At 60.9% G+C, this 15,660-nt stretch carries 15 protein-coding genes; 5 read left to right on the forward strand and 10 right to left on the reverse strand.

Annotated elements, in window-relative coordinates:
• Nucleotides 1-223: 223 nt before the first annotated feature.
• Nucleotides 224-847, reverse strand: a complete 624-nt coding sequence (locus ABWU19_RS08530) for a hypothetical protein (RefSeq protein ID WP_435901283.1) — start codon at nucleotides 845-847, stop codon at nucleotides 224-226.
• A 186-nt stretch (nucleotides 848-1,033) separates the two neighbouring features.
• Between ABWU19_RS08530 and ABWU19_RS08535 the strand changes: the two genes are divergently transcribed.
• The gene (locus ABWU19_RS08535; protein ID WP_435901284.1) at nucleotides 1,034-2,116 is read left to right on the forward strand and encodes an N-acetylmuramoyl-L-alanine amidase family protein; all 1,083 of its coding nucleotides are present in this window, start codon (nucleotides 1,034-1,036) and stop codon (nucleotides 2,114-2,116) included.
• Here ABWU19_RS08535 and ABWU19_RS08540 read toward each other — a convergent pair.
• Nucleotides 2,099-2,785 carry an HAD family hydrolase gene (locus ABWU19_RS08540; protein WP_435901285.1) on the reverse strand — a complete coding sequence of 229 codons (687 nt, stop codon included), beginning with the start codon at nucleotides 2,783-2,785 and terminating at the stop codon, nucleotides 2,099-2,101. The genes ABWU19_RS08535 and ABWU19_RS08540 overlap by 18 nt on opposite strands.
• Before the next feature lie 171 nt (nucleotides 2,786-2,956).
• On the opposite strand from ABWU19_RS08540, the gene ABWU19_RS08545 reads away from it, so the two are divergent.
• The 3 genes from ABWU19_RS08545 to phnE all read left to right on the forward strand — a co-directional run bounded on the left by ABWU19_RS08545 (nucleotide 2,957) and on the right by phnE (nucleotide 6,425).
• Nucleotides 2,957-3,832 (forward strand): phosphate/phosphite/phosphonate ABC transporter substrate-binding protein, encoded by an 876-nt coding sequence (locus tag ABWU19_RS08545; protein ID WP_435901286.1) that lies wholly within the window; start codon nucleotides 2,957-2,959, stop codon nucleotides 3,830-3,832.
• 206 nt (nucleotides 3,833-4,038) lie between these two features.
• Complete coding sequence (gene phnC, locus ABWU19_RS08550; RefSeq protein ID WP_435901287.1) at nucleotides 4,039-4,797, forward strand: phosphonate ABC transporter ATP-binding protein; 759 nt, start codon at nucleotides 4,039-4,041, stop codon at nucleotides 4,795-4,797.
• On the forward strand, nucleotides 4,794-6,425 hold the full coding sequence (gene phnE / locus ABWU19_RS08555) for a phosphonate ABC transporter, permease protein PhnE (RefSeq protein WP_435901288.1): 1,632 nt from the start codon (nucleotides 4,794-4,796) through the stop codon (nucleotides 6,423-6,425). Before phnC ends, phnE begins: the two co-directional genes overlap by 4 nt.
• 96 nt (nucleotides 6,426-6,521) lie before the next feature.
• Here phnE and ABWU19_RS08560 read toward each other — a convergent pair whose 3' ends face one another.
• From ABWU19_RS08560 to ABWU19_RS08585, 6 genes are all read right to left on the reverse strand, one after another.
• Nucleotides 6,522-7,469: an acetyl-CoA carboxylase carboxyltransferase subunit alpha gene (locus tag ABWU19_RS08560; RefSeq protein ID WP_435901289.1), complete on the reverse strand. Its 948-nt coding sequence runs from the start codon at nucleotides 7,467-7,469 to the stop codon at nucleotides 6,522-6,524.
• 59 nt (nucleotides 7,470-7,528) lie between these two features.
• Nucleotides 7,529-8,383, reverse strand: a complete 855-nt coding sequence (accD, locus tag ABWU19_RS08565; protein WP_435901290.1) for an acetyl-CoA carboxylase, carboxyltransferase subunit beta — start codon at nucleotides 8,381-8,383, stop codon at nucleotides 7,529-7,531.
• Nucleotides 8,384-8,628: 245 nt separating this feature from the next.
• Complete coding sequence (locus tag ABWU19_RS08570) at nucleotides 8,629-9,591, reverse strand: peptidoglycan DD-metalloendopeptidase family protein (protein ID WP_435901291.1); 963 nt, start codon at nucleotides 9,589-9,591, stop codon at nucleotides 8,629-8,631.
• A 160-nt stretch (nucleotides 9,592-9,751) separates the two neighbouring features.
• Complete coding sequence (locus tag ABWU19_RS08575; protein WP_435901292.1) at nucleotides 9,752-10,147, reverse strand: bactofilin family protein; 396 nt, start codon at nucleotides 10,145-10,147, stop codon at nucleotides 9,752-9,754.
• Between the two features lie 83 nt (nucleotides 10,148-10,230).
• Complete coding sequence (locus ABWU19_RS08580) at nucleotides 10,231-11,133, reverse strand: peptidoglycan DD-metalloendopeptidase family protein (protein WP_435901293.1); 903 nt, start codon at nucleotides 11,131-11,133, stop codon at nucleotides 10,231-10,233.
• A 232-nt stretch (nucleotides 11,134-11,365) separates the two neighbouring features.
• The gene (locus tag ABWU19_RS08585) at nucleotides 11,366-12,133 is read right to left on the reverse strand and encodes a nucleoside phosphorylase (protein WP_435901294.1); all 768 of its coding nucleotides are present in this window, start codon (nucleotides 12,131-12,133) and stop codon (nucleotides 11,366-11,368) included.
• Nucleotides 12,134-12,240: 107 nt separating this feature from the next.
• Here ABWU19_RS08585 and ABWU19_RS08590 point away from each other — a divergent pair, with 107 nt between their 5' ends.
• Nucleotides 12,241-12,588, forward strand: a complete 348-nt coding sequence (locus ABWU19_RS08590) for a serine hydrolase (RefSeq protein ID WP_435901295.1) — start codon at nucleotides 12,241-12,243, stop codon at nucleotides 12,586-12,588.
• Nucleotides 12,589-12,682: 94 nt separating this feature from the next.
• Here the strand turns inward: ABWU19_RS08590 and ABWU19_RS08595 are convergent, their stop codons facing one another.
• A complete protein-coding gene (locus tag ABWU19_RS08595) occupies nucleotides 12,683-12,922 on the reverse strand; it encodes a hypothetical protein (RefSeq protein ID WP_435901296.1) in 240 nt (79 codons plus the stop codon).
• A 306-nt stretch (nucleotides 12,923-13,228) separates the two neighbouring features.
• Nucleotides 13,229-15,568 (reverse strand): ATP-dependent DNA helicase RecG, encoded by a 2,340-nt coding sequence (recG, locus tag ABWU19_RS08600; protein ID WP_435901297.1) that lies wholly within the window; start codon nucleotides 15,566-15,568, stop codon nucleotides 13,229-13,231.
• Nucleotides 15,569-15,660: the final 92 nt, after the last annotated feature.

The raw sequence follows: 15,660 nt of genomic DNA on the forward strand, positions 1-15,660 counted from the left end.
TATTGCCGATGGGCATCTGAACCGCCAGGCTGCCGTGGCAAACCGCGAAAGCCTTTGCAGCCGCGGCGGGTTCAGTGGGCTTGCCACACCTGCTTGGACACACAGCAAAAAACGAGTTCAACACAGCTTTTTTGTTTTCAGTTAGGGTGGGGTTGCTCCGGAAAACAGCTCTAAATAATGCCAGACCTGGGTTCCTGCACCCGATGCTCTCCATGCGCACGCCCTACAGTTTATCGGCATAAGGGCGCAGGCGGTTCAAGACCTCGGCAGGGACACGGGTGTTGGCCCGCACTTTACCGCTGCCAAAGGTTAGCAGCAGGGTGCTGTCGGGCCGGTTGCCGCGCAGGGTGGTGGCCCCATCGCGGAAGGTGAAGACCCCCAGCACCAGGGCCTGGTCTTTGCTGGTGTCCACAATCAGGGTGTTGGCCTCGAGGGCCGGGTCGCTCGAGCGCACCTCGCCCTTCAGTACCAGCACCTCCTCCTTAAGCAAGAGCCCCTGCTGGGCCGAGAGGGCTTTGAACTCTTTGGAGCTAAAGCGCACACCGCTCATCCGCAGGGTATCGGGCTTTTGCAGGTACTCCAGGCTATTGGCGCTAAACTCGCCCTCCCTGGCCTTGAGGGTGGCTCCCTGGGCCCGGATAAACTCGCCGTCCTTGTACTGGATATAACGGGCTTCCAGCACCAGCCCGCTCTTGTTATCGGTGATGGTGCCACCGGTGGGCAGGGTGTAGATGCCGGTGCCCACGTCGAGTTCGGAGTTGCCCTTAGGCCTGACCTCGAAGCCGGCAAACCTCGAGGCAGACGCCACCAGCGATAAAAGGGTGAGCAAAATCAACCAGCGCTTCATCCCCAAAATCTTAGAGCCTCCGGCATGAATCGAATGAGCAAATCTTCAACCCTGCCCGGTTTGGCTATAGCGCTACGTTTGAGGCCAGGTTTGCTTTGGCCCCGGCATCTGGATCATGGGCTTTGGCCGGGCAGGTATGGTCGAATCCCCAGAACGGTTGGGGTTTTTTGGCTATACTCCGAGGAGATGCGCTTGCTGGCCTTCCTGGGGGTAGTTCTGGCCTCAGCCCTGGCTTTTCCACGCCTGGGTCTGCACGAAGGCTATACCCGACTGGTATTCGACCTCGAGGCCAAAACGCAGTATCAGATTGCACAATCGCCCGATACCCTGACCATCCGCTTCCAGGGTATCAAGGTGGGGGCCGCCGATGTGGACGTGAGTTCGCCCCAGGTGGCCTCGTACCAGGTGGTCGTTGCCAGCAATAGCGTTACAGTGTTCGTGCGCCTGAAGCCCAGTGTCGAGATTAAGAGTGTGGTTCTGGAGGATGGAAACCGCCGCCGCTTGGTGGTGGACGTGCTGGCCTCGGCGCAGGCCACAGCAAAACCAAACCCCCCACCAAAGGGCCTCGAGCCCCCCAGACCCCGCACCCAGCCCAAGGTGGTGGTAATTGACCCCGGCCACGGCGGTGTGGACCCCGGCGCGGTGGGTTTTGTGGTGGAAAAAGAGGTAACCCTCGACCTGGCCCTGCGCCTCAGGCAGCTCTTGCAAAAAGAGGGCATTGAGGTCGTGCTCACCCGCAGCAGCGACACCCACCTTTCGCCCGACAAGGCCACCGATCTGGGCTTGCGGGCCGAGATGGCCAACTCCAAGCGCAACCTGTTTGTCTCGATTCACGTAAACAGTGCGCCCAACGTGGCCCAGGGCATCGAGACCTACTACTTTGGCAGTGTCCTGGACCCCAGTTTGCTGGCCCAGGTTATCCGCGAAAACGGTGGTGGGGAGCTGGGACGCCGCCTGACCCAGGAGGCCCAGAGCGTGGGGGAGCGGCTGGTGCGCGACCTGATTGCCCAGTCCAACCTGAAGTTTTCCCGCCAGCTGGCGCACTATGTGCAGGGTGCGCTGGTACAGGCTACCGGGGCGGTGGATCGAGGGGTGCGTCAGGCGCCGTTTTATGTGATTCGCAACGCCCGCATACCCGCCATTCTGGTTGAGGTGGGCTTTGCCAACCACCCCGAAGAAGGCCGCCGCCTCCAGACCGAGGCGTACCGCCAGACCCTGGCGCAGGCCATGGCCCGTGGCATTCTGCGCTTTCTAAGCAATGGGGAATAGGTGGGTAGGTCGTTTCTGCCGGGCGATGCGCAGCAAGTCCCACAGCGCAAGGTCGCATAGACAGCTGAGCAGCAGATCGGCCTGGCTCAGATCAAGGTGTTGGGTAAGGGCGTTGGGAATAGCCACCGTAAAGGCCCCCGCCGACTTGGCCGCCAGCACCCCGTTAAGCGAGTCCTCGAGCACGATGGCCTGACCGGGAGAAACCCCCAGCCCTTCGGCAGCCCGCACAAATAGGGCTGGGTCAGGTTTGGTAAGGGCCACGTCTTCCTTGGTGCGGATGACCTGGAAATGCCCCAGCAACCCCAGGCGCTCCAGGTGACCTTGTACCCAGGCCCGCCTGGAGCTGCTGGCGACGCCTAGTTTGAGGCCCATAGCCTGGGCGGCCTCGAGGTAGTCCAGCACCCCCGGCAGGGGTTGTAAAGATTGATTGAGGGTTTGCTTGCGGGCTTCCACCCACCGCTCGAGGCCTTCTTTGTCTAGGGGTTTGCCCAAAAGCTTTTCCAGGTTGTCGGCAGGGTCGAAAGAAATCGAATTATTACCGATGAAGGGGAGCCAGTAATCCAGCGGGAGCTCGAGGCCGTACTGCCGATACACCTCCTGCCAGGCCTGGAACTCGCTGCTTTCGGTATCCAGAATGGTGCCGTCGAAATCGAAGATGAGTGCTTGCATCTGCTGAGCATTGTAAATCATGCCCGCTTTGACGAGTCCGTGGGAGATTACAGGAATACTGTGCTAAGCAAACGCCAAACTTTTGTAGATGGCGGCATAAACAACATCCTGGTCGCCCAAAATTTTGACCCGATTCAATTCTGACATAAGCTGGTGTAGGCTATTCGGCGTATGAAACGCAGCCTGTTTCTCATTTTGGCTTTGCTGGCTTTTGCTCTATCGGTGGGCCTGGCTCAGAACCCAATCAAGGTGCGCATTGGTTTCAATCCCACCCAGAACTCTGACCAGCTTCGTCCGGCGGCCCAGGCCATCGCAGACTACCTCGAGCGCCGCTTCCAGGGGGCCATCGAGGTGGAAATCTTCATCCCCACCGAGTACCGCGGCCTGATTGAGGCCATGCGCGGGGGCAACCTCGACTTTGCCTTCTTCCCCCCCGATGGCTACGTGATTGCCAACCAGGATGTGGGGGCCCAGGTGCTCCTCAAGAGCGTGCGCGGCACCAGCCCCTTCTACTGGAGCGCCATTATTGTGCGCAAAGACTCAGGTATTAAGAACCTCCAGGGGCTTGATGGTAAGAGCATCGCCTGGGTTGATAAGAACTCGGCCGCTGGGTACGTTTTCCCCCGCGCAGCAGTGGTAGGGGCCGGCTTCGACCCCGATAAACTGTTCGCCAAGCAGACCTTTGCGGGCCGGCACGATGCCTGCGTGTTGGCCGTACTGAACAAGTCGGTGGATGCCTGCGCTACTTTTGCCAACGATACCCGCAACAAGAGCGGGGCCTGGACGCAGTTCCTCAAACCCGAGGAAGCCGCCCATCTCACAGCTATTTTTTACTCCAAGCCCATCCCTGGCGATACCTTCTCGGTTTCCAAGCAATTTAACGCCAAGTACCCCACCCTTTCGCGCGGTATCGCGGCGGCCCTGCAGGGTATCAAAACCCCAGAAAACAGGCTTCTGTTCAACCTTTACCGTATTGACTACATGATTCCTGCCCAGGACTCCGACTACGATGTGGTGCGCCAGGCCCGCAAAGTGGCTGGGCAATAAGACCAAATAGACCCCTGGCGCTCTTTTGCCCCCGGTGATGGCTGGGGGCTTATGATTTGATGGCATAGCCGGCGAAAGGCGACGAAACCACATACGAATGGCTTTGCCACATCCGAAAGCAAAAAGTCTGTACTGGGCTTGTGTTTTGCCGATAGGACTGGTGGCAAAAAAATGCAGCGAGCGAAGATATGCGACCTGGAGGACGCATGATTGAAGTCCGAAACCTTAACCAGACCTTCCAAACCGCCAAGGGGCCCCTCAAGGTTTTGATGGATGTGAACCTCGAGATTGCCCCAGGTGACTTTGTCGCCGTAATTGGACGCTCGGGTGCTGGCAAGAGCACCTTTTTGCGCACCCTGAATGGGCTCTTGATTCCTACCTCGGGCTCGGTGGTGGTTAATGGCACCGACATTACCAAACTGCCCAAGCGCGAACTGCAAAAGTACCGTCGCACGGTGGGGTTTATTTTTCAGCAGTTTAATCTGGTCAACCGTTTGAGCGCCCTCGATAACGTTTTGCATGGCCGCCTGGGCTACCTTCCGACCTGGCGCGGTTTGCTGGGTTTGTACAGCGAGGCCGACTACCGCATTGCTCGGCAGCAGCTCGAGCGGGTGGATCTAGCGGCCAAGGAGAACGCTCGAGTGGACTCGCTCTCGGGCGGGCAGCAACAGCGGGTGGCCATTGCCCGGGCCATGGCCCAGCAGCCCACCCTGATGCTGGCCGACGAGCCTGCCGCCAACCTCGACCCGGTTTTGTCGGAGGAGGTGATGCGCACCCTCAAGCGCTTCAACGAACAGGACGGGGTTACGGTGGTCATCAACATCCATGCCCTCGACCTGGCCTTGAAGTACGCCAAGCGCATCGTCGCCTTCAAACGGGGGCGACTGGTGTTTGATGGTCCGCCCGCGCAGCTTTCCGAGGCGATGGTGAACGACCTCTACGAACGCAAGGAGATGCTGGCATGACCGGACTGCTGCTTTACACCCTGTTTGGGCTGGCGCTGGCGGTGCTGATGGGCGTGGCCAGGGGTTCCATGCGACGCTGGATTGTAGGGGCGGGGATGGCCCTGCTGGTGGTGTTTGCGGCCTTCCCTTTTAGCCGGGCCAGGGGCTTCCTGAGCCGCGACACCATCGATCCCACGCTGCTAGGTTTAACGCCATTTTATCCCCTGCTGCTGCTGATTCCTTTGGGTGTGCTTGTAGCCCTGGTGCTGGCCCCTCGAGGTGGAAAAGCTGCCGGATGGGGTGGGGTGCTGGGGGGAGTAGCGGTGGTGGTGGCCGCCGGGAGCTGGTATTTGCAGCCAGCCCAGCTGGTTCGCTTGCAGCCCGTTAATGGTCTGATGGAACTGCTCGTGGCGGCTTTGGTAGCAGGCTCGATTGCCCTGCTTTCCTTTAGCCGACCCCAGCTACGCACTCCCATTCTGCTCCTGGCGGCTTTGGCGGGGGTTCTGGCCTTCTTCTGGTTTCACACGCCCCAAGGGGGTGGGGCTTACCTTCCCAAAAGCCTGGGCTACTACAAGCTGTTTTTCTCTACATCGCCCCAGAGCCAGCAGGAGATGGTCGAATCCTATAACCGGGCCCTGCCCGAGCTCAACGCAATACGCAAGGAACTGGGCCAGGACGAACTAAAGCCCATTCAGGGTCTAGCCGACCTGCAAGGGGCCATACCCCAGCAGGCCTCGAGCCAGGGCTTTCGTCTGGTGCAACCGGCCACCACCCAGTACGGGGCTTTTGGGGTTTTCTTTTTAGCGGGGCTAATGCTGGGGGCAGGGCTGGTGCTGCTGCGAAACCCGGCCCTGCAAGAGCCCGACGATTTCCGCGCAGGCATCCTGATTGCCCTGGTGGTGAGTTTCTTAATACCGGCGTTCGATGCCACCGAGTTCGACCTCAACAAACTGGTGGAGGGCTGGCCCTTCCTGCAGCAGTTCGCCGACAAAGCCTGGCCGCCCATGCTGGCTGATGTCGCCGCAGAGCGCTACCCCCTCCAGGAGGTGTTGAGCCAGATCGCCGTAACGGTGCAGATGGCCCTGGTGGGCACCTTTCTGGCTGCGATTTTTGCTATGCCCATCTCGTTTCTGGCGGCCCGCAACGTAACCGCGGGTACGCCCTTGATGCGCACGGTGTTTTATCTGACCCGCCTGTTTTTGAATGTGCTGCGGGGGGTGCCTACCCTGATTATTGCCCTGATTTTGGTAGCGGCGGTAGGACTGGGGCCTTTTGCGGGGGTGATGGCCATTGCCATTCACTCCCTGACCGAGCTGGGCAAGCTCTACTCCGAGGCCATCGAAAACGCCGATAAAGGGCCGGTGGAGGCCCTCGAGTCCACCGGAGCTTCGGGGGTAAATGTGGTGCGCTGGGCCATTCTGCCCCAGGTGTTGCCGCTTTTTGTGTCGTACACGGTCTACAACTTCGAGATTAACTTCCGCTCCTCGCTGGTGCTGGGCCTGGTAGGCGCAGGTGGCATCGGCTACTTCATCAACGAGAAGATGGCCTCGGGGCAGTACGACCAGATGATTGTGGGGGTTATCGCAATTGTGATTGTGGTCAACATCATCGACTTTGCCTCTTCGTGGCTGCGTAGCCGACTGGTCTGATGCTTTTTGCTGAGTGCTGCTCAGAGCATCTGACAAAAAAACACCTGCCTGGCCAGGCAGGTGTTGTGGGAACCGCAACAAAACGGGGCGAATAACTCAGGTCTGATAGCGCCCCAAGCCCCTGAAGCGCTGGTAGCGGTCCTCAAAGAGCTCTTCGGGACCCAGGCTCGAGAGTTCTTTGAGTGTGGCTGCCAGCGCTTGCTTGATATTGACCAGGGTGGCAGCAGGGTTGCGGTGGGCGCCGCCGCTTGGTTCGGGGATGATCTGATCCACGACCCCCAGGCTCAGAAGGTCGGGGGCCGATAGCTTGAGGGCTTCGGCAGCTTTGGCCGCTTCCTTGGCGTCGCGCCACAAAATGGCCGCGCAGGACTCGGGCGAGATGACCGAATACCAGGCGTTTTCCAGAATCAGCACGCGGTTGCCCACCCCAATGGCCAGGGCCCCTCCTGAACCCCCCTCGCCCAGAATGATGGCAATGGCCGGTACCCGCAGGCGGGCCATACGCTGGATGCTCTGGGCAATTACCCAGGCCTGACCGCGCTCTTCGGCAGAGATGCCGGGGTAGGCCCCTGGGGTGTCAATGAAGGCGATAAAGGGTCGTCCGAACCGGTCGGCCAGATCCATCAGGCGCATGGCCTTGCGGTAGCCCTCTGGGTGGGGCATGGCAAAGTTGCGCCGGATGTTTTCCTTGGTATCGCGGCCTTTCTGATGGCCTGCCACCACCACCGAGGTGCCCTCGAAGCGGGCCAGCCCCCCCACCACAGCGGGGTCCTCACCATAGGTGCGATCTCCGTAAAGTTCCACAAACTCCGTCATGATGCCCCCGATGACATCGAGGGTGGTGGGTCGGCCAGGGGCGCGGGCCAGCTGTACCCGCTCCCAGCGCGACAGATTCTCGAAGGTTTCGGACTTGAGCTGGGCTAAGCGCTCCCGCAGAACCTGAATCTCTCCCGAGAGGTCTACCCCGCTGCTGGCGGCAAACCCCTCGAGCTCGGCTATTTTGGCCTCGAGCTCTTCAATGGGCTTCTCGAACTCAAGCGGCATGGGCGCCCCCTTCAAGGCCTGCTGGGGCTGCCCACGCCAGTCCAGGCCTGACCCGACCCCTATTCAGCATGGTTCACCGTCCTGGGGTGCAGTAGCTTCAGTATTCTTGCCACAGTTTCCTTGAGTTTGCGACGGTCTACGACCTGATCCACCATGCCGTGCTTGAGCAAAAATTCCGAACGCTGGAAGCCCTCGGGCAAATCCTGGCGGATGGTCTGCTTAATGACCCGCGGCCCGGCAAAGCCAATCAGGGCGCCCGGCTCGGCCAAAATCACATCGGCAATGGCGGCGAAGCTGGCCGTTACTCCGCCGGTGGTGGGGTCGGTAAGGATCGAGATATAGGGCAGTTTTTTAGCCCAAAGCCGGTCCAGGGCCAGGGTGGTCTTGGCCATCTGCATCAGGGACAAGGCCGCTTCCTGCATTCTGGCCCCACCCGAGACCGAGACAATCACCACCGCCCGGTTTTCCTGGGCTGCAAGCTCGATGCCACGGGTAATTTCTTCGCCCACCACGCTGCCCATCGAACCGCCCGCAAAGGCATAGTCCATCACCAAAAGCACGCTCTCCACACCGCCAATGGTGCACCTCCCGCCCACTATGGCGTCGGGCCGCCCGGCTTCTTTCTGGTAGCGCTCGAGCCGCTTGGGGTAGGGCTCGGTGTCCACGAAGCCCAGGGGGTCGGTGGGTTTGAGGCCGGTAATCTGCTCAAAGCTTCCCGCATCGGCCAGCATCTCGATGCGCTTATCGGCAGACATGCGCAGGTGATGCTCGCACTTGGGGCATACGTGCAGGCTGCTCTCGAGGTCCTTCTTGTATATCTGCGCGTCGCACTTGGGGCACTTGACCCACAGCTCGGGAATATCCCTTGCCTCGCCCTGTGCCCGGCGACGGCGAAAAAGCCGCTCTAAGGCCATAACGCCCTATCTTATACCGCAGAATGAGAATCGGGCGAAACCCCCCCTTGCTTGAACGGGGTTCAAATTTGGTTTTATCGCTTCAGGGATGCCCGTTACCAGCTTCACACAGATACTCGTCAAACCCTTCAAAGTGGTACATCCTGGCGCTTACCTAAACTCGAAGTGAGCGCATTTGAAGGATTTCATATAAGCCCAGAATATGCCCAGGCCAGCAAAGTTTGCATCTGAGGTGTACTGCCAACCTATCGAGCCAGATAGGGCAAAGGGTCAACGGCTTTCCCGTAGCGATAGACGGTGTAGTGCAGGTGCGGCCCGGTGGAGCGGCCGGTAGAACCCACTGCGCCAATCAGGTGGCTCTGCCCGACCTGCTGGCCTTTTTCAACATATGAGGAGGCGAGGTGGCCATACAGGGTGTGCAGGCCATTGCCGTGGTCTAGCAGAACCATCAGCCCAAAGATGGGGTTCCAGCCCATCTCGCTTACCGTGCCGGCCGCGGTGGCATATACCGGGGTGCCTTCGGGGGCAGCAAAATCTACCCCGTTGTGGAATTCGTAGGCTCCACCGCCAAAAGGGTTGGTACGGTAGCCAAAGCCAGAGGTAAGGCTGGCCTCGACCAGCAAGGGCAGGCCGGTGGGGATGAATTGCGCCGGGTCGGGGGAGCGGTTTTGGGGTGTGCGGGCCAGGGTGGGGGACGGAGGACGCCGCAAGATGCGTCCCGGGCGGGGGTCGGGCGGAGGTGGGTTGTTTAGGGCGAGGGCGGTGGCCTCGAGCTCGGCAGCAAAATTCCCAACCTGTGAGCGCAGGCTGAGCAGCAGACTGCCCAGGTCAATGGGCTCACCAGCCCCTCTGGGGGCGCCGACCGGTTTGGGTACCGGGTTGGACTGGGATGGCTCGGGTACCAGGCGAATCCTGGGCAGACCGGCCTTGACCCGCAGCCGGTTAATTTCGGCCTCCAACACGGTAAGGCTTTGCTGGAGCTGCACAGCTTCGATGCTGTAGGCTTCGTTGCGGCTTTTTTCGGCCTCGAGCTCCAGGCTAAGCTTATGGGCCTGGGCCTCAAGCTGGGCCAACTGCTGGCGTTCGCTCGAGCTTTTGACCCACCCCAGAAGCACCACCGCTACCAGCAAAATCGGCAAAACAGCCACCAGCCAGAGCGGTACCGTTAGGGTAACGCTCGAGGCGAGGGGGTGGGGCGCTCTGGCCATAACCTTACCAGCCTACACTGGACCGACTTTGGGTCGAGTGATTACTGACCCGCGCCCCAGGTGCTCGGCGGAAGGGGCAAAAAAAGCACTTCCGCTGGACTCCAGTCCGACAAGCCAACGCTACAGGCTGCCAGGCTCAACGGCTCAGGCTTGCTTGGGGTTACGGGCTGTTGCCTGTCCGGGTGTTCTGGGGGAGGGCACGGGGCTCGCCGGTCTGGCTGCGCCCGACAAAAACCGCGCCAGCCTCCACATCCAGCGACACCGCCCGCACGTCCCCTTCTACCCTGGCGCTCTTGGTGATGTGCAGCTTGCCGCTGGCGATAATCTGGGCGTGAATCTGCCCATGCACGATAATGTTGTTGGCCTTGACCTGATCGCCTTCTATGTGGGCGTTGCTGCCGACCTCGAGGTCGCCCTCGACCACTACCGAACCCTTGACCCTGCCGTCAATACGCGTGTTGCCGGGGGTCTTCAGGTTGCCTTCGATCTCGCTGCCTTCGCTCAGGTAAGTGAGCGTAGCCGGGTTGGGTTTACGTCCTGCGCCTAACACCGCCATAGTTTACACCCCTGCTCTTGTAGAACTTCCTGCAAACCAACTCCCGGATCATACCCTTTTGTGCCTGGGCCGATGCCTGATGCTCAGTCGAGGTAGCGGCCTGGATTAACCTCGCCTCCGTTGCGGAAGATGGTGTAGTGCAGGTGCGGCCCGGTGGAGCGGCCGGTAGAACCCACCAGCCCCACCCGATCACCGCGCTCGAGGCGCTGCCCAACCCGTACCGAGATAGAAGACAGATGCCCGTATAAGGTGCGGTAGCCGTAGCCGTGATCCACCACCACCGCCAGGCCAAACGGTCCCTTCCAGCCGGCCTCGACCACCACACCAGCGCCTGTGGCCTGTACTGGGGTGCCGTAGGAGGCCGAGAAGTCGACCCCGTTGTGGAACTCAAAACCCCAACCAAAAGGGTTACGACGATAGCCGAAATACGAGGTGATGCGGCTCTGCCCGCGGATGGGGTAGCCATAGGGCATGGCCGCCTCGCGCTTTAGGGCCTCGTTAAGGGCAGGGGATACCTCGCCAAGCTTTTGGGCAAGGGCCGCAGTTTGCTGGTCGGCGTACCGCAGCACATCCTCCAGCGCTGCTGAAGCCGGAGCACCCCCGCGCCCCCCGCCTTCGTTGCGGGCTGGGGTGAGCTTGATTTTGGGCATTCCGGCGCGTTCGCGCAGGGTGTTAATCTCGTTCTCGAGCACCTGGAGCTGCTTGAGGATTTTTTGTGCATCCTGGCTCAGGGCGTTGTTTCGGGTACGCTCGGCTGCCAACTGGTTGTTGAGCTTGCGGGCCTGATCCGAAAGGCTCACCAGCTGAATTTGAAGACTGCGCATCTCGGCGGTGCGCTGCCAGAGCCAGAGGTTTAGACCGCTCCAACCGAGCAGCCCCAGCACCAGAACCACTGGAACCCACACCGGGAGCGAGAGCGTTTTGGGGGCTGCCCCGGTTCGGGCCAGCCACAGGGTGTAACGCACAGGGTGTCGGCGGGGTGGCATCAGGTGCTATAAGTAACGCCAGCCTGTGATAAAAGTCAAGGGCAATTTAGCTCGTTTCATTAGTGCTCTCATGCAGAGCTGCCGGGTTTTTGCTTTTACCAAGCCCCAATTGCCCTGCGGGCAGGGTTGCTTGGATGAGCGTTTCTTTAGGGTATGGGGGTGTTACATGAAAAGCTTGCTCTGTAGCCTGTATTACAATCTGGCCGAGCCGGGGCTGATGGCCGCTCATGCGCTACGCGAACTGCGCCGCAACCTCTATGGCTACATCAATGGCCCTCTGCACGGCCAAATCCTTGGCTTCCAGGATGGGCTGCTCGGCCTTGGTGCGCTGCGCGATGATGCCGCAGATGCAGGCTGCGGCAAACCCGTAGACGTTGCCCATCTTGAACAGGGTTCCGGCCTCCATCTCGTAGTTGAGTACCCGCAGGTTACGGTACTCTTCGGTGATGCCCTGCAGGGCGCGCAACAGATGGGGGTTGGCTGAACCCGTGCGCTCCTGTCCCTCATAAAAAGTGTCTACTGAAGCAGTAATCCCCAGGGCGTACTCAATGCCCATCCGCCTGGCGGCCTCCACCAGGGCTACGGTGAGGAAAGGGTCGGCGCTGGCGGGGTACTCGGGTGGGGCAATGTCATTGGCGGCCCCCTGGCGGCACAGGGCAGCTTTGGAAATCACAACGCTTCCGGGCCTTACCTCCTCCTGGATGGAGCCGCTGGTGCCTACCCGAATGATGGTGCGGATACCTACCTGCACCAGCTCGTTGACCACAATGCTCAGGCTGGGGGCGCCCATGCCACTGGTGGCCGATATAACCGGGCGTCCGTTGGGCAGATGGCCCAGATAACTATTCAGGCCGCGGTTCTCCGAGAGGGTTTTGACCTGGCTTAACTTGGTGTGGGCAATCCGGGTGGCGCGGTTGGGGTCGCCGCTCAGAATGGCCAGGGTGGGGGGATTGTCGCCTAAGTCTTGGGGCCCAAAGCCGATGTGATAGAGTTCTGCCATGGGCTCATTATGGCACTTGGGATGGATCAATCAAACCGCGCTGTTGTATCCCAACCAGGGATGGTTTAGAGCGGTCTACACAGGTTCTGAACTACGCCCAGCGCCTGATGCAAGGTGAGGTGCTTTCCCCGGCGGCCCTGGCAGAAATGCGCCGCCCCCAACATGCCGAGCGGGCTTTGGGCTGGCAAATCCCCCAGCCTGCTTTTAGTGGTGGCAGCCTGTGCAGCCGCCAGACCCTGGGCCACACCGGGTTTACCGGAACCGGCGTGTGGTTGGATTTTGAGCGGGGGTACGCCTGGGCTTTGCTGACCAACCGTGTGCACCCCAGCCGACACCAGGAAACCAGCATCCAGGAACTGCGCCGCTCAGTGGGGAATGTTATTGCAGCAGCCTGGAAAGGTTGTTTAGTCCGGTACTTCTTCTGCTGGGCTGTTCTCCAGCAGGCCCTGCCATAAGAGGGCAATAACCGGTAGGGCCACCACCAGAAGCAGCAACAACGCAAGCAAGCCTTCCACGCTTTAATGATGAGCCGTGCTGGTCAGCCTGGTATCAGCCAGAGGCTTCATCCCGACTGGGGTTTTTGCGGCGCTGATTGGCGCGGATGCCTGCTTCGAAGTCGATCTCCATGGGGGGTTTGTCATCCATATCCACAAACACCGAGGGATGGCTGGGTTTTTGGCGAGGTCTGCCCGCAGGGCCAGTTGGCTGGCTCAGGCGTCCAAGCTGAAAGGAGACCAGCGCCACCAGCAGCAGCAAAATCAGAACCCCTAAGGCCCACTCGAGGGACATGGCCCCATGCTACCGCAAAAGGGCCCTTGCGGTTTAGTAGCGCTTGGGTAAACAGTTGCCGTTTTCACTCCCAGTGAAGGGTGGACGATCCCCTTTGGGACAGACCGCTGGCGCGGCTGTTCACCAGAAGGACGATCCCCTTTGGGACAGACCGCTGGCGCGGCTGTTCACCAGAAGGACGATCCCCTTTGGGACAGACCGCTGGCGCGGCTGTTCACCGGGGAGTGCACCCTTAAGCACGGGCAGAAGCAGCTTGCAAATCCAGGAGGTATTGACGGGCTCTAAACGGAATGCATCGGGTGGGGTTCATATCACCTCGCGGAAACCAATGGCCTCGGCCCTGGCCTGTAGCTCGCGCTTTAGGAGGGCATGTTCGGGCTGGTCGAGGTAGGGGTCGGCCTCCAGAATGGCCTTGGCCAGCGCCCGGCTTTGCTCAATGATCTCCTGGTCGGAGGCCAGGTCGCCCAACCGCAGGTCGGGCATGCCCGACTGGCGCAGCCCCCGCAGCTCGCCGGGGCCGCGCAGCCGCAGGTCTTGCTCGGCGATGTAGAAGCCGTCGGTGGATTCCTCGATGACCCGCAGGCGCTCCATGGTGCGCTTGGAGGTCTCGCCTGCAATCAGAATGCAGTAGGATTCCAGCCCGCCGCGCCCGACCCGCCCGCGCAGCTGGTGGAGCTGGGCCAGCCCGAAACGCTCGGCGTTTTCGATAATCATGAGGGTGGCCTGGGGAATGTCTACCCCCACCTCGATGACCGTGGTGGAGACCAACAGGTCGAAGGCCCCCTGTTTAAAGCGCTCCATTACCGCGTCTTTTTCCTCGGCCTTCATTCTTCCGTGCAGCAGGTCTATACGCACGTCAGGTAAGAGCACTTCCAGCTCCTCGCGCAGCCGGGTGGCGGCGGCCAGTTCGGCGGTGGCCTCCGACTCGCCCTCTTCAATCATGGGCGTAACCACAAATACCTGGTGGCCTTTTTTTATCTCTTGCCGGGCAAAGGTATAGGCCTGGGTGCGGGTTTTCTGGGTGAGGATCTTGGTCTTGATGGGGGTGCGGCCAGGGGGAAGTTCGTCGATCTGGGAGACCTCGAGGTCGCCGTACATGGTAAGGGCCAGTGAGCGGGGAATGGGGGTGGCCGACATCACCAGCACATCGGGCCGCTGGCCCAGCAGCCGGCGGCGCTGCAAGACGCCAAAGCGGTGCTCCTCGTCAATCACCGCCAGGCCCAGGTCGCAAAACTCCACCCCATCCTGAATGAGGGCATGGGTGCCCACCACCACCTGGGTCTGGCCGCTTTTGAGCCGCTCCTGCACGCTTCTTTTTTCGCTCAGGCCCATCGAGCCCACCAGCAGATCCACCGAGACCCCCAGCGGGTAGAGGTAGCGGGTCAGGTTTTCGAAGTGCTGCTTGGCCAGAATCTCGGTAGGGGCCATCAGGGCCCCCTGGGCGCCGTTCTGAGCCGCAACATACAGCGCAGCGGCGGCTACGGCGGTCTTGCCCGAGCCCACATCGCCCTGCACCAGGCGGGCCATCTGGCGCTCGGACTGCATGTCGGCCAGGATTTCCGAAAGCACCCGCTCCTGGGCCCCGGTGAGCCGGAAGGGCAGGATCGAGCGGAAGCGCTCGACCATCTCGGGCCTGACCCGGAACATCCGGCCCAGCAACGCCGAGCCTCCCGACTGCAGCATGACCTTGAGTTCCAGGAGTAAAAATTCGTCGAACTTAAGCCGGTAGAGGGCCTGCTCGAGCTTCTCCTCCGTGTCGGGAAAATGAACCTGGCGCAGGGCCTTATCCAGGGGCAGCAGGCTTTGTGGTAAATGTGCCAGGGGGTCGGGTATGGCCTGGAAAGCCTCCAGGGCCCGCCAGGCCGCCCGCCGCAAAAAAGCCTGTCCAATCCCCTCTTTGGAAGGGTAGACCGGTACGATGCGCCCGGTAGAGAGCGATTCTCCCCCTTCATCCTCGAAGTACTCCACCATCAGCGAGACGTTGCCCCCGCGCTTTTGCACCCGCCCCGAGAGCACCATACTGGCACCCTCGGGCATCTGCTTGAGCACCCAGGGCTGGTTGAACCAGATGCCAGTAAACTTCCAGCCCCACCCGTCCATAAAGCGCACCTGTACCAGCTGCAGCCCTTTTTTGGGGGTCTTGACCAGCTCGCGGCTCAGCACTTTGCCCACCAGGGTGGCCTTGGCTCCGTCCTCTACCTCGCGCACCCCTTGTAAGGTGCGGCGGTCTTCGTAGCGGCGGGGGTAGTAGTGCAGCAGGTCGCGCACCACCCGGATGCCCAGCTCGGCCAGCTTTTTTTTGCCGCCAGGCCCCAGGTTCAAAGCTTCGATGGGGGTGTCGAAGGAGAGGGCCTCCAGCACCGGACTTGGGGTACCGGGTGCGGCTTGCTGGGGCTCGGTGGGCTGAGGTCTGTTCTGTATAACCTGATCGCCCAGCAGCTCGAGGGCCTTTTTCAGCTGTGCTTTACGCGCTTCGACATCCATCTGGCGGTACCCTGCCAGTACCCGCCCCACCTCGGGGAAGGGCTGGCCCAGGTTCTGAATCAGCTTTTCCAGGCCCCCAGCCACCACCCGATCCTGGGCACCGTCGGCCAGTTCGCGCGCTATGGGGCGGATGAGGCGGGCTTTGAGTTCTTCGCGGGTCACGTGCTCCTCTTCTGTTGCTGGGTTTATTTTAACCCAAGTTGCTACCTACAAAACGCTGGCCAGCTGCCTGAAGTTGTGGGCAAAGATGAAGC

It is taken from the genome of Meiothermus cerbereus (genome assembly GCF_051297115.1).
In the GTDB taxonomy this organism is placed as follows: domain Bacteria; phylum Deinococcota; class Deinococci; order Deinococcales; family Thermaceae; genus Meiothermus; species Meiothermus cerbereus_A.